Annotated in this window: 10 protein-coding genes; 8 read left to right on the top strand and 2 right to left on the bottom strand. The window is 62.2% G+C overall.

All coding sequences use genetic code 11. From position 1 onward, the window contains the following. Positions 1-123: 123 nt before the first annotated feature. A complete protein-coding gene (locus tag JF539_RS01950) occupies positions 124-1122 on the top strand; it encodes a bifunctional riboflavin kinase/FAD synthetase (RefSeq protein ID WP_207138671.1) in 999 nt (332 codons plus the stop codon). After that, on the top strand, positions 1119-2045 hold the full coding sequence (locus JF539_RS01945) for a DMT family transporter (RefSeq protein WP_207138669.1): 927 nt from the start codon (positions 1119-1121) through the stop codon (positions 2043-2045). The genes JF539_RS01950 and JF539_RS01945 overlap by 4 nt, the downstream gene beginning before the upstream one ends. On the opposite strand, the gene JF539_RS01940 is transcribed toward JF539_RS01945, so the two are convergent. Then, positions 2037-3314 (bottom strand): glycosyltransferase family 87 protein, encoded by a 1278-nt coding sequence (locus JF539_RS01940; protein ID WP_207138667.1) that lies wholly within the window; start codon positions 3312-3314, stop codon positions 2037-2039. The two genes, JF539_RS01945 and JF539_RS01940, sit on opposite strands and share 9 nt — an antisense overlap. A 394-nt stretch (positions 3315-3708) precedes the next feature. Here JF539_RS01940 and ileS point away from each other — a divergent pair, with 394 nt between their 5' ends. The 5 genes from ileS (at position 3709) to JF539_RS01915 (ending at position 10930) form a co-directional block, all read left to right on the top strand. Next, positions 3709-6669, top strand: a complete 2961-nt coding sequence (gene ileS, locus JF539_RS01935; protein ID WP_207138664.1) for an isoleucine--tRNA ligase — start codon at positions 3709-3711, stop codon at positions 6667-6669. Between the two features lie 15 nt (positions 6670-6684). After that, the gene (lspA, locus tag JF539_RS01930; protein WP_207138663.1) at positions 6685-7221 is read left to right on the top strand and encodes a signal peptidase II; all 537 of its coding nucleotides are present in this window, start codon (positions 6685-6687) and stop codon (positions 7219-7221) included. Positions 7222-7294: 73 nt separating this feature from the next. Then, entirely contained in the window at positions 7295-7999 is a 705-nt protein-coding gene (locus tag JF539_RS01925) for a hypothetical protein (RefSeq protein WP_207138661.1), read from the top strand. 119 nt (positions 8000-8118) lie between these two features. Beyond that, positions 8119-9600 (top strand): M16 family metallopeptidase, encoded by a 1482-nt coding sequence (locus tag JF539_RS01920; RefSeq protein WP_419247673.1) that lies wholly within the window; start codon positions 8119-8121, stop codon positions 9598-9600. 4 nt (positions 9601-9604) lie between these two features. Further along, positions 9605-10930: a M16 family metallopeptidase gene (locus JF539_RS01915; protein WP_207138660.1), complete on the top strand. Its 1326-nt coding sequence runs from the start codon at positions 9605-9607 to the stop codon at positions 10928-10930. A gap of 156 nt (positions 10931-11086) precedes the next feature. On the opposite strand, the gene JF539_RS01910 is transcribed toward JF539_RS01915, so the two are convergent. Beyond that, the gene (locus tag JF539_RS01910; RefSeq protein WP_207138657.1) at positions 11087-12703 is read right to left on the bottom strand and encodes an EAL domain-containing protein; all 1617 of its coding nucleotides are present in this window, start codon (positions 12701-12703) and stop codon (positions 11087-11089) included. A gap of 355 nt (positions 12704-13058) precedes the next feature. On the opposite strand from JF539_RS01910, the gene JF539_RS01905 reads away from it, so the two are divergent. Next, a complete protein-coding gene (locus tag JF539_RS01905) occupies positions 13059-13904 on the top strand; it encodes a hypothetical protein (RefSeq protein WP_207138656.1) in 846 nt (281 codons plus the stop codon). Positions 13905-13995: the final 91 nt, after the last annotated feature.

The raw sequence follows: 13995 nt of genomic DNA, 5'->3' as shown, positions 1-13995 counted from the left end.
CTTTCGCGAGCTTGACGGCAGGTTCCACGCCAGCGTCGGCGGAGCTTCCTGTTCAGGCAGGTTTCTCCGGACCGCTCCTGGGATATTTCCAAACCTGCTCCAAAGTTGCGCAAAGGTTGCCGCATGAGTTCGCCCGCCTCCTCCCGATTTTTGTTCGCCGACAGTCTGGATGCCTTTCCGCAAGATCTGAAAGGCGGGGTTGTCGCCATCGGCAATTTCGACGGAGTCCACCGGGGGCACCGCGCGGTTCTCGACGCGGCGCTCGGCATGGGACATGGCACCCACCATCCGGTTTTTGCGATGAGCTTCGAGCCGCACCCACGCACCGTGTTCAATCCCTCGGCACCCGTTTTCCGGCTGACACCGCCGGCGCTGAAGGTCGAGATGCTGCGTGTGTGCGGTCTCGACGGCGCGCTGATCCTGCCGTTCACCAAAGAATTCGCCAGTATCGAGGCCAAGGCTTTCGTTCAGGACATTCTGATCGACACGCTCGGCATCCGCCATGCCGTGACCGGTTACGACTTCCACTTCGGCAAGGCCCGGCAGGGAACCCCCGACTTCCTGCGCATGGCGGGCGCCAACCACGGCTTCGGGGTGACCATCGTCCACCGGGAGGAAGACGAGGGCGCGGAAGCCGTTTCCTCGACCCGCATCCGCGACTGCCTTGCCCGTGGGGACATGCCCCAAGCCAACGGGCTTCTCGGATACCGCTGGTTTTTCGAGGCCGAAGTCCGTCACGGCGACAAGCGCGGCCGGGACCTCGGGTACCCCACGGCCAATCTGAGCCTGAGCGAGGACTGCCCGCTTCTTGAGGGGATTTATGCGGTCAAGGTGAAGACGGGCGGCGGCTGGCATGACGGCGTGGCAAGCTACGGCCGGCGGCCGACCTTCGACAATGGTGCAAAACTGTTCGAAGTCCACCTGTTCGATTTCAGCGGCGACCTTTACGACGAAACGCTGCGGGTGCACCTGATCTCCTACCTGCGCGGCGAGCAAAAGTTCGATTCCGCCGAAGATCTGATTGCGCAGATGGACCGGGACGGCCAGGAAGCGCGCGCCGCTCTCGGGTCTCTCCGGCCCCTGTCGGAAATCGACCTGAAGCTTCTGGATTTCGCGTCATGAGCCAGTCCGCTCTTCCCGAGACGGCCGACCAGAATCCACTCGTGGCAATCCTCCTGATGTCCTCGGCGATGATGCTGGTTCCGATGATGGACATCATCGCCAGATATCTGTCGGCCGGGCTGCCACCGCTTGAAATCACGTTCGGCCGCTTTTTCTTCCAGTTCGCGATCGCGTTCGCGATCATTCTGGCGACTGGAAAATTCGGGGCGTTCAGAGGCAAGCAGCCGGTGGTGAACTACCTCAGAGGTGTTTTGCTCGCGGCAGCCTCGCTCTGCTTCTTCACCGCCGTCAAATACATGTCGGTCGCAACCGCGATTTCGATCTTCTTCGTCGAACCCATGATCCTCACGGTGTTGGCCGCGCTGCTTTTGAAGGAACAGGTCGGTCCCCGCCGGATCGGCGCGATCCTGGTCGGTCTGCTGGGCGCGATCATTATCTTGAGACCGAACATTGCGGAATTCGGCCTCGTAAGCCTTCTGCCGATTTGCACAGCCTTCCTGTTTGCCTTCTACCTTCTGATCAACCGGCTCCGCCCGATCACAGACGGACTCCTGACCATTCAGTTCAGCGCCGGCCTGTCCGGTACGCTGTTTCTCGGTTGCGCGCTGGCGTTGGGCGCATTCACCGGCACGCAGGGAATGGAATTTCTGCCGCCGACAAGTGGTCAAACAGGCCTTTTGATGCTGATCGGGCTCATTTCCTTCGCCGCTCACGGTCTGGTGGTCGCGGCGTTTCAACGCGGCAACGCCACTCTGCTGGCACCGCTGCAATATCTGGAAATCGTCGGTGCGACGCTGTTCGGCTATCTGGTTTTCACCGAGTTTCCCGACGGCCCGACGTGGTTCGGCATCGCGCTGATCGTCTTCAGCGGGCTCTATATCGCCCATCGCGAACGTGTGAACAGGAAAGCGGCCTCATCCTAGGACACTGCCTTGCGGTGCAGCCGATACCGCAACAGGTTCCGCTGCGACAAGCCGCCTTATGCCCAGGCCGAAGACGATCAAGGGCAGAAGAGGCGCCACCGGCACGTGCAGCCACAGAGCAAGCGGACTGGTCGAGGCCGACAGTCCGATGACCAGGAACAGAAGCACTTTTTCATAAGGTAAAAATCCGTCCTTGAGCCCGGCGCGGATCAGGAAGGCGCAAGGCACCACCAGAAGCGTCAGGTCGTAGGCCATCGCGAAGGGTGTCACGAGCAGCGTTCCGCCAAGGAGCACGGAGGCGCGTACCGCCATGGTCTCCGCCCGCCGCCAGGCCGTCCAGACACCCCAGAGCGCACCGAGCCCCACAACCGATTGCAGCGCGATGGCCGTGCCATGACCCACACCGAAAAGCCTGGCGCTGCCATAGACGGAAATCATCTTCTCCCATTCGACGCTGCCGGTTTCCATCACGGCGGTGGCGACCGGCGCCTGCTGCCAGAAGGCAAGCCAGACGCCTCCCCCCAGAACCGCCGCGCTGAGGCCCGCGAAAACCAGTGTCGTGACGGATGCGCTGACGAATGCGCGCCAGTTGAGACAAGCGATCAGCGCGACCGGCGCCAGGATGCCGAGCTGGGGCTTGATTGTCAGGAGACCGAGCGCGATGCCGGCGAGGATCGGTTTTTGCCGCTCCAGCCCGACGAGAAAGAAGCCGTATAGGGCGGCCGTCAGCGCCGCGTTCTGGCCGTGAAAGGCGTTGTTGGCGCAGGCCGGAACAAGAATGAGACACGCGGCCAGCAGCCATTTTCCGGTGATCAGCCGGCAGGCCACCAGCAAAAGGCCCGTGGTTGCCGCGACAAAGGCGGCAAAGGCGGCTTTGTAAGGCAGCCAGGCGAAGGCACTTTGAAGCAGCTGGAAGGTCGGCGGATAGAAGAAGCCGAAAAAGGTATCGGAGTCGCTCAGCTGTTCCTGAAGGGCGGCGAAGGCCAACGTGTCATAGACCCGTTCGGGACTCCCCTCCCAAACCTGTGTTCCCGCCAGCCAGAAGCTCAGGTAGTCCATCATCAATGTGCCGTTGGGCGATGTGAAACCGTTGGGAAGAAACAGCATCCAGACCAATCCCAGCACGGCCCCCACGGCTACGCACAGGCAGGCGAACCCGATCCGGTCCCAGGTCAGCCAGTTGCCGGAGCGCACGCCCTTCTGCCACCAACCGCCGTTGCCATCCGCTCCGGCCGCCATTGCGCTCTCGAGTTTTGCGTCTATCGCCATGCCAGCCGGACCGTCCTGCCTGTGTCGCCATCTCCATCGGCAATACATGCAGGACAGACGTCTATATTCGGTTACCGGGTCGTTATCGAGCGCCTCCCCGCCGGGACCCTTGCCCGCGGCTACAAAAAGACAAAGCGGTGCCGATTGACCGGAACGGCTTTATTCGCGCGCGAAGTGCTGCTATGTCCCTTGCCATGCAAGACAGGACTTTCATAAGTATCGGCCCGTCGATGGCCAAAGTGTCGCGAATTAGTTGCCCGGCCTTCGGCTGACGCGAACCGCGCGGCGCCAGGGACCGGGATCCACCGTTTGACGTTGCCGCCTGGCAAAAGGCCGGCACACACCCAGCAACATGACCGCGGGCATGCGCCCGAACGACCGGATCGATTTGACGATGACCGAGACAGACAAACGCGACTACTCAGAAACGCTCAACCTGCCGCAGACCGAATTTCCCATGCGCGCCGGCCTCCCCAAGAAGGAACCGGAGATCCTCGCACGCTGGGAAAAGCTGGAGATCTACAAGAAGCTTCGTGAGCAGGGCAAGGAACGCGACAAGTTCGTGCTTCACGACGGCCCGCCCTACGCCAACGGCAATATCCATATCGGCCACGCGCTGAACAAGACCCTGAAGGATATCGTCACCCGTTCCATGCAGATGATGGGCTACGAGAGCAACTACGTGCCCGGCTGGGACTGCCACGGCCTGCCGATCGAATGGAAGATCGAGGAGCAATACCGCGCCAAGGGCAAGAACAAGGACGAAGTGCCGATCGTGGAATTCCGCCAGGAATGCCGTGAATTCGCCGAGCACTGGATCGGCGTGCAGCGCGAGGAGTTCAAGCGCCTCGGCATCGAGGGCGACTGGGACAATCCCTACCTGACCATGCGCTTCGAAAGCGAGGCGATCATCGCCAGCGAGCTGATGAAATTCGCTATGTCCGGCCAGCTTTACCGGGGCTCCAAGCCGGTCATGTGGTCGGTCGTCGAGAAAACCGCGCTGGCGGAAGCGGAGATCGAATACCAGGACTACAAGTCTGACATGATCTGGGTGAAGTTTCCGGTCACCTCCGCCGGGGGCAGCGACGACACCGCCGTCGAACAATTGCTCGACGCTTCCGTCGTGATCTGGACGACCACGCCCTGGACCATCCCGGGCAACCGGGCGATCAGCTATTCCTCGCGCATCGGCTACAGTCTTTTCGGGGTAACGCAGGACGACCTGCCAGAAGAAAACTGGGTTCAGAAGGGCGACCTCCTGCTCCTGGCGGACGCGCTTGCCGAAGAGGTGTTCAAGAACGCCCGCATCAGCGACTTCACGCGTGTGCGCGAGGTGAGCGCGGATGAACTGGCGACACTGACCTGCGCGCATCCGCTCGCCGACCTCGATCTCGGCGGATACGCCTTCGACGTGCCGCTTCTCGACGGCGATCACGTCACCGACGATGCGGGCACCGGCTTCGTGCACACCGCGCCCGGTCACGGCACGGACGACTTCGAGATCTGGATGGAAAAACGCGCCGAGCTCGAAACCCGCGGCATCGACACGGCCATCCCCTTCACCGTCGCCGACGACGGGTTCTACACCAGGGACGCCCCCGGCTTCGAAGGCTGCGAGGTCATCACCCACAAGGGCGAGAAGGGCAAGGCGAACAAGGCGGTCATCGAGAAGCTGAAGGAGAGCGGCAACCTGATCGGTCTCGGCCGGCTCACCCACTCCTATCCGCATTCCTGGCGGTCGAAGAAGCCGGTGATCTTCCGCAACACGCCGCAGTGGTTCGTCTATATGGACAAGCAACTGGGCGGCGAAACCGATACCCTGCGCACGCGGGCGCTCAACGCCATCGACGAGACCCGTTTCGTGCCGGGCAGCGGCCAGAACCGGCTGCGCTCGATGATCGAAAACCGTCCGGACTGGGTGCTGTCGCGCCAGCGCGCCTGGGGCGTACCGATCACGGTCTTCATCCACAAGGACAACAACCAGATCCTGAAGGATGAAGCGGTCAACAAGCGTATTTTCGACGCCTTCGCCGCCGAAGGCGCCGATGCCTGGTACGTGGACGGGGCGAAGGAACGCTTCCTCGGCAACGACTACGCCGCCGACGACTGGGACATGGTAACGGACATTCTCGATGTCTGGTTCGACAGTGGCTCCACCCATGCCTTCGTGCTGGAGCAGCGCGACGATCTTGCGCCGAAGCGCAAGGGAGACGGCGGCAAGGACTATGTGCTTTACCTGGAAGGTTCCGACCAGCACCGCGGCTGGTTCCATTCCTCGCTCCTGGAAAGCTGCGGCACACGGGGTCACGCGCCCTACGACGCGGTTCTGACCCACGGCTTCACCATGGCCGAAGACGGACGCAAGATGTCCAAATCGCTCGGCAACCAGGTGTTCCCGCAGGACGTCATCAAGCAGTACGGCGCGGACATCCTGCGTCTTTGGGTGGCCTCGACCGACTACTGGGAAGACCAGCGGCTCGGCCAGGAGATCATCAAGACCAACGTCGACAGCTACCGCAAGCTGCGCAACACGCTGCGCTGGATGCTCGGGTCCCTTGCCCACGCCACCGGCGAGGATGTCGCGCTTGAAGACATGCCGGAGCTGGAGCGGCTGATGCTGCACAGGCTGACGGAACTGGATGCCATGGTCCGGGAGGCCTATTGGGAGTTCGACTACAAGCGGATCTTCCACCAGCTGTTCACCTTCATGACGGTGGAACTGTCGGCGTTTTATTTCGACATCCGCAAGGACGCGCTCTACTGCGACGCGGCCTCGTCGCAGCGCCGCAAGGCGTCGCTCTACGTCATCGACAAGCTGTTCAACTGCCTTGTCACCTGGCTGGCGCCGATGCTGCCCTTTACCATGGACGAGACCTGGACATCCCGCTACGGCGAGGACACCTCGGTTCATCTGGAGCAGTTCCCGCAAGTTCCGGGCACGTGGAAAGACGAGGCCCTGGCCGCCAAGTGGGCCAAGATCAGAACCGTGCGGCGGGTGATCACGGGAGCTCTCGAAGTGGAGCGCCGGGAAAAGCGGATCGGATCGTCCCTGGAGGCCCATCCGGTCGTCCATGTCACGGATCCGGAGCTGATGGCCGCGCTTGAAGGCAAGGACATGGCCGACATAGCCATCACCAGCCAGCTCACGCTCACCTCGGACCCGGCACCGGACGGCGCCTTCACGCTCGACGACACCAAGGGCGTCGCGGTCGTTCCGGGACTTGCCGAAGGCACGAAATGCGCGCGCTCCTGGAAGATCCTGCCCGAGGTCGGTTCCGATCCGGACTATCCGGACGTGACCCTGCGCGATGCGGGTGCCCTGCGCGAATGGGACGCAGCTCACGCGTCAGCGTGAGCCGGGTGCGGACCGATGAGCGAACCGGACCGGACCGACGTGGAACGATCGAACCGGCCCCTCTTGTGGGGCCGCTTCAGCCTGCTGGTTTTCCTGATCGCGTTCGCCGGCGTCCTGCTCGATCAGGCATCGAAACTCTGGCTTGTCTACGGCTATGACCTTGGAGCCGCCGGGCGGGTCCAGCTCCTGCCCGTGCTCGATCTCGTGCTGGTCTGGAACCGGGGGATTTCCTACGGTCTGTTTCAGCAGGAGAGCGATCTCGGCCGCTGGCTCCTGGCCGGTTTCACCATCCTGGTGACCGTCGGGCTTTGGATCTGGTCCGCAAGATCCACGGGCAGACTATCGGCCGTCGCGCTCGCGCTCGTTATCGGTGGCGCGATCGGCAACGGGATCGACCGGCTGGCCTATGGCGCCGTTGTCGACTTCGTTCATTTTCACGTGGGGACATTCTCCTGGTATGTCTTTAACCTGGCGGATGTGTGGATCGTTGCGGGGGTCGCCGGTCTCCTGTATGACAGTTTTAAAAATGGTCCTAATTCAGCCGCAAAATAGCGGTTTAAGGCTGAATTGACCGGTTGTGGGCGGAGATCCGCCTGTTTTCGAAGTAAAATTTAAGGACTCTGCTGTGCTGCGGACGAAGAACGGGCTGGTAAAAAATCTTGCGATGCTGGCGGCTCTCCTGGGGCTCGCCGCGTGTCAGGCCGCCGACGGAACCACCCAGGCGCCGGATACCGCGCTTGTGAGCACGATCATGAAAGGTCTGGGCGCCGTCGACCCGGACGAAAAACCGATCGACTACAAGCCCCGCGCGCCACTGGCCATGCCTTCGAAGACGGAAAGCCTTCCAGAGCCTGAAACCAATGTCGCAGGCGTCAATTCTCCGGACTGGCCGAAACAGCAAGAGAGCGAAGAGCTCAGAGAGCTCAAGGCCCTTTATGCCGGTTCGGCCGACAAGCGCCTGACGCCCGAGCAAATGCGCGGTTTCAAGATTACCGGCGTGACCGGAACAGCCCCGCTCAATACGGAAGAGCAGCGGCGCGAAGCCGAGATCGCGGACGGTGCGCCCCTCACCCGCGAGGAACAGAAGGCGGAGTGGGAACGCCTTCAGAAGTTGAAAGCCCAGCAGGCCGGACTGGCCAACAACGGCCTGGCACAACGCCGTTACCTGACCGAGCCGCCCACGGAGTACAGTACCCCGTCGCCGGATGCGCCCCTGCCGGAAGTGGTAACGAAGAAAGTCGAGCGGACAGGCAGGAAGAAGGATCCCTTCGACGACGACCAGAGGCTCGATCCCCGTTGCCTGAAGGGTCAGGCCGAATATTGCGACTGATAGCGGCCTCCGCGGTCGATGACAAAATTGTAACGAGACCTCCGGTCACTTCTTCCTATATGGAAGGTCAGTGTCCGGAGGTCTTTTGCGTTTAAAGACAAAAACTGGAGTTGCACGTGATCCCGACGAAGTTGCCAACCTCGCGCGTCATCCCTCACCGCATCGGAAAAGCGATCGGCGCCGTGGCATTCACCGCCTTTCTCCTCGTTCCCGCCGCCGAAGCGAGTTCGGACCGGACCAATTCGGGAACGGGAGTGTCTGAGGACATCATCATCGCGCCGAACCTGGAGACGTTCCACCTGGACAACGGTCTTCAGGTGGTCGTGATACCGGATCACCGGGCCCCGGTCGTTACCCACATGATCTGGTACAAGGTGGGCGCCGCCGACGAGCCGGAAGGACAGTCCGGTGTCGCACATTTTCTCGAACACCTGATGTTCAAGGGGACGCGGTCGCACCCGGACGGTGCCTTTTCCAAGATGATCGCGGAGCGCGGCGGTCAGGAAAACGCCTTCACCAGCACGGATTATACCGCCTACTACCAGCGTGTGGCCAAAGAACACCTGCCTCTGATGATGGCGCTTGAAGCCGACCGGATGGAAAACCTGGTGCTTTCAAAAGAAGTGGTCGATCCCGAGCGCGACGTCGTGCTGGAAGAGCGACGTTCACGGGTTGACAGCGAACCGGGGTCACGGCTGCGGGAGGCCATGAATGCGATCACTTTCGTCAATCATCCCTATGGATCTCCGATTATCGGCTGGCAGAGCGAGATCGAAGCGCTGAACGAGGATTCCGCGCTCGCCTTCTATGACCGGTTCTACACACCCAACAACGCCATTCTCGTGGTTGCCGGAGACGTCGGCGTCGATGAAGTCCGAAGCCTTGCTGCCGAGACCTACGGAAAGGTCGCCCGGCGCGCCGAACCGGGCGAACGCATCCGGCCCGCCGAGCCGCCGCTTTCGGGCGAACGGCGCATCGCGGTTTCCGACCCGAGGGTCCGGCAGGAATCCATCACACAAAACTGGATCGTTCCAAGTCAGACAACGGGACCGGGCAAAACTCCCGAGGCGCTGGACGTTCTGGCCAACATTCTCGGTGGCGGACCGACAAGCCGGCTGCACAAGTCGCTTGTTCTGGACAAGGAAGCCGCTTTGAGCGCCGGGGCCTATTATCAGGACGGCGCCCTGGACGACGGCCGGTTCGGGCTTTACGCCTCCCCCCGTCCCGGCCACACGCTTGAGGAAATGGAAACCCTTGTCGAAGCGGAGCTTCAAAAGCTTCTGGACGACGGTGTGAGCGAAGAGGAAGTAGAACGCGCGAAACACAGCATGATCTCTGGTGCGATCTATGCGCAGGACAGCCAGTCCACGCTCGCCCGTCTATTCGGCAGTTCGCTCGCCAGCGGGCAGACGGTCGAGGACATCCAGACCTGGCCCTCACAGGTCATGGCCGTGACCCGCGAAGATGTTCTCGATGCCGCCCGCACCTACCTGAGCGGACCTCCTGTTGTCGGCGAACTGCGGATGGAGCCCACCGCGGCGCCCGAGACCGCCCCCGAGACCGCCCTGACGGATGACGCAAATCACGAGGACAGGTCCTGATCCGATGGCAAAGACACTCCCCGCAAACGCAGCATTTCGCGCCCTCCTCATCGCAACCTTCGCCCTGGTTGGCCTGACGCGCCTTGCCCAGGCCGTCGAAATCCAGAAAGTGGTCAGTCCTAAAGGCATCGAGGCCTGGCTGGTGGAAGACCACACCGTGCCGATCGTCGCCATGAACTTCTCGTTCGAAGGCGGCTCCACCCAGGACCCGCAAGGGAAAGAAGGCCTCACCCGTCTGCTGGCCGCAACCATGGACGAAGGAGCCGGACACCTGACCTCTGAGGCGTTTCAGGCGCGGCTCGAAGAGCTGGCCGTGAGCATCAGTTTCAGCACGGGCAAGGACCGTCTCTTCGGCAGCATGCGCACCCTGACCCCGACCTTGACCGAGGCAGGCGACCTTCTGGCGCTGGCTGTCAACGATCCGCGTTTCGACCCGACCCCTGTCGAGCGCATGAAGACCCAGCTTGCCACGCAGATCAGACGCAACGAGACCAGTCCCGATGCCCTCGCCGGACGATCCCTCGCCAACGCCATGTTCGGCGAGCATCCCTATTCACGCCCGACGCTCGGCACAGAGGAAACCCTTGGCGGCCTGACCGCAGCGGACCTCGACGCGCAGCACACCAGAATGCTGGCCAGGGAGGGGCTCACGATCGGCGTGGTCGGCGCTATCGACGCCAAAACGCTTGAGCCGCTTCTCGACAAGGTGTTCGCGGCCCTTCCCGAGGCAGGCGATCTTCAGCCGGTGGCGGATTTCGTTCCGGCAACCGGAGAAAAAGTGCATCGAGACCTTGAGATACCGCAGACCACCATATTCGTCGGTCTGCCGGGCATCACCCGCGACGACCCCGATTACCAGGCCGCCTACGTGATGAACCACATTCTGGGCGGAGGCACGTTCACCTCCTGGATGTACGAAGAGGTGCGGGAAAAGCGCGGCCTTTCCTACGGCGCCGGGACGTCGCTTTCCCCCTATGAACACACCGGCTTGCTGGTCGGTTCCGCCGCGACGAGAGCGGATCGGGCCGCCGAGACTGTTTCCGTCATGCTGGCGCAGATTCAACGCATGGCCTCGGAAGGGCCAGGCGAGGACGAACTCAAACTGGCCAAGCAGTATATCACCGGGTCCTATCCGCTGCGCTTCGACAGTTCCGGCAAGATCGCCCGGCAGCTCGTCGCCCTGCAGAACGCCGATCTCGGGATCGACTATTTCGACCGCAGAAACAGCGAAATCGAGGCGGTGACGCTCGAGGATGTCAAGCGGGTGGCCAGGCGGTTGCTGGCGGACAAGGAACCGACCGTCATCACCGTAGGGCCGGCGCAAGGCTGACGGCCCGGCGGTCGGGCAACAACGGCGGTTGGCCCGCTTAAAGGAACGGATCACCGGACCAGGTCCGATGATGTTCTGTGAAGGCGAAACCGCCACGGCGCAGACGCGCAAAGGTGCAAGGAAACGGGAAACCCTTGCTTCTACTGCCCCGCACTTCTACTGCGCAGCGGACTGTCTGGGGCCCGGCGCCGGGGCTCCCTGGAGGACCTCCGCGCGCACGGGACGCGGCGGCGAGAACAGATTGCCCTGGGCGAGTTTCACATCGTAATCGAGCAGTTCAAGGACCTGGGATTCGGTCTCCACGTGATCTGTGATCAGTTCCATGCCATAGCGGTGGAGCAGATCGCCGAAGTCCGAGGGATGAATGTGTCCGTGATTGGCCTCGCGGCGCCCGATCAGGAAATCCGCATTCAGCTTGCCGAACTTGAAGCCGCGGCCCGCCAGTGAATTGAAATCCATCTTCATGTCGGAAATCTGATCGATGGAGAACCGGAACCCGATGTCGTAGAGAGCGCTCAGGCTTTCCAGCTCCATCGCGCCCATCTGGGCGACATCGTCCTGGGAAAACTCGAAGACCAGCACGTCGGCGAATTCCCGGTTGGCCTTCACGAATTCCAGGAAGCCCGGGAGGAAGGTGTCGTCCACCAGCGACAGCGACGAAATGTTGCAAAACAGCCGGGCGTTGCGGTTCCTGGAGGTCAGGCGCCGGATGACCTGCACGGACCTGAACAAGAGCAGATTGTCGATGCGGGCGATCTGACCGGAGCGTACCGCTTCGGGAACGAACCTTCTGGCCTCGACGGCATTGCCGCTTGCGTCGCGCAACCGCGTGAACGCTTCATAATATTTCACCTGGCGCTGGGGCAGGGTCACAATCGGCTGCAGATGCAACTCGACCCGGTTCGCGTTGAGCGCCGACGTGATCAGCTCCCGCATGGCCATGTTGGGGCGAGCCTGCTCCCGGGGCGCGGGCGGGCGCTCCTGAAGCGGCTCCGCGAATGCCTGAGCCGGTGCCGGCTCTTGCGGAGGCCGGTCCGGACGTCCCGGCGTCTCTTGCTGAAAGCCCCGGTCTTCTGGGCGCGGCGCGTGCACGCCGTACTTGCGGTCCCAGTCGGACACGCCGCCATGCGACTGGGCCGGCTCAACGGAAGGAAAGCCTGACGCCTGATCCTGGGCGGTCTCGTAACCGCCTCGTCCGAAGGCCCCGTCCTCTGCCCCCTGGCGCTCGTCTGAAGTCCAATCGGATTGAGCGTAGGGCGCGTTGGCGGAAGAATGGGGGGCTGGAACGGACTGAGGCGCCGGGACGGGCTGGGGCTCGGGAAAATACGGCTGAACCAACGGCTGCTGGGCCGGTTGCGGCTGCGGATAGCGCGGCAGGCTCTGCCGTTGCGGTGGTGGTGCCACGGCCTGCTGATCCTCCACCCTGGTTTCGAGATCGGACATGGCTTCGGCCATCTGCTTGACCAGGGTGCCAAGAACCTCGACTTCGGCAAAAAGCGGATCGATTTCCGCGCGCGTTCGCCGCGGCAGGGAATGCTCCATGCCGGTCAGGCGTCCCTCCAGATTGCCGACATCGTCGTCGAGATCGGCCATCCGCTCTTCCAGACGGTCAACCGCTTCGTTGACCGCGCCGCGGTCCCGGGCACGCCCGATCAGCAGATGGATCAGGATCATGGTGCACATGAGTGCCAGGGAAAGGGAAACCGCCTCGCCGAACGGGCGCCCAAACTGGAAAACCAGCACGGTCGCCGACGACAACGCGATCACGGCCATGCAGACTGCAACAAATATGGTCCCTGTTCGGCCCATGGCTTCTAGAACATTCCGACACGAATCAAAATTACCGGCCAATCATGCCTTAAGAAACAGCGGCCTCCGAATCCTCAAGCCACTTTCCAACATGGTTTCCGCGACTTGTCCCCGACTATGCGCCGAATTGACCTGAATCTGATCCTGTTTTCATCGCAATCGTATTGACGAAGAAAAGCATCCACTCCCCTTACGTTATTCCGGCCATTCGAATTGGCGCGGTCCTTCGCCTTGCATTCGGGCTGTAGTGCACTATTACTTGGGTGGGGAACTTTGTCGTGGCGCATTACAGGAACCAGTTACCAAGGGGGGAACTGGCATGCGATCTGCCGGGCAAACGTCCAGGCGTCCCGCGCGGCCGACGGCGAAGGGTGCCGACAAGGGCCGCAGCGTCACCGATGGGCCTCTTTCCGATCAAACGCCATCCAGCGACACCTATCCGCCTGGAGAAGCTCCAGCCGGAGATGTCCAGATTTCCGCTGACGATGTGCAGGTGGCGCTTCTGGACGCACTGAAGAGCCCGGAGTTCCAGCCTGCGCCGCAATTGCGCGCTTTTCTCAAGTTCGTGGTCAAGGCGGCGCTCGACAACGAACGGGACAAGATCAAGGGCTACACCATCGCCGTGGAGGCTCTGGGCCGCACGGAGAACTTCAACCCGGTTACCGACCCGATCGTGCGCGTGGAAGCGGCACGTCTGCGCCAGCGTCTCTCCAAATACTACGAGGGGACCGGAGCGGGCGCTCCTGTTCGCATCGTCATCCCGAAAGGCAGCTATGCGCCGGAATTCGAACCCGCGGGAAGCGGCACGTCTTTCGAAACCGCCCGGATGCCGAGGCAACCGCCGCAAACGGACATGGCCCAGCCCTCGCCCCCATCCGCTAAGGCGCAGCCTGTCGCGACCGACGGTTCACCTCCTCCCGTCGCGCGCGAAACGCTCACGCTTTCCCTTACCGATATCGAAACCGCGACGCCCGCGGACGAGAAAACCCTCCGGACCGTCGCGGACACGATATTGGCTGGAACCCGGTTTTCGGAAGATACCTCCGCGCCTCCCCTGAAGCGTGGCCCGGGGCCGCAGGGGCTTTCCCTTCCCGCCGCGCTCGCCCTGGCAACCGCCTTGAGCGCCGCCGGATTTCTCATCGGCTATATCGCAGGATCGTCATAATTGCCTAGCTCGACGCCTTAGGCATGGGTAAATCTGCAAAATGCCTCTCATGACAACGCTTTGTTTACCCTGTTCGGAGAATTATCGAATT

Source organism: Roseibium aggregatum (assembly GCF_017309185.1).
Taxonomy (GTDB): domain Bacteria; phylum Pseudomonadota; class Alphaproteobacteria; order Rhizobiales; family Stappiaceae; genus Roseibium; species Roseibium aggregatum_B.
This window is presented reverse-complemented; position numbering and strand designations above follow the sequence as displayed.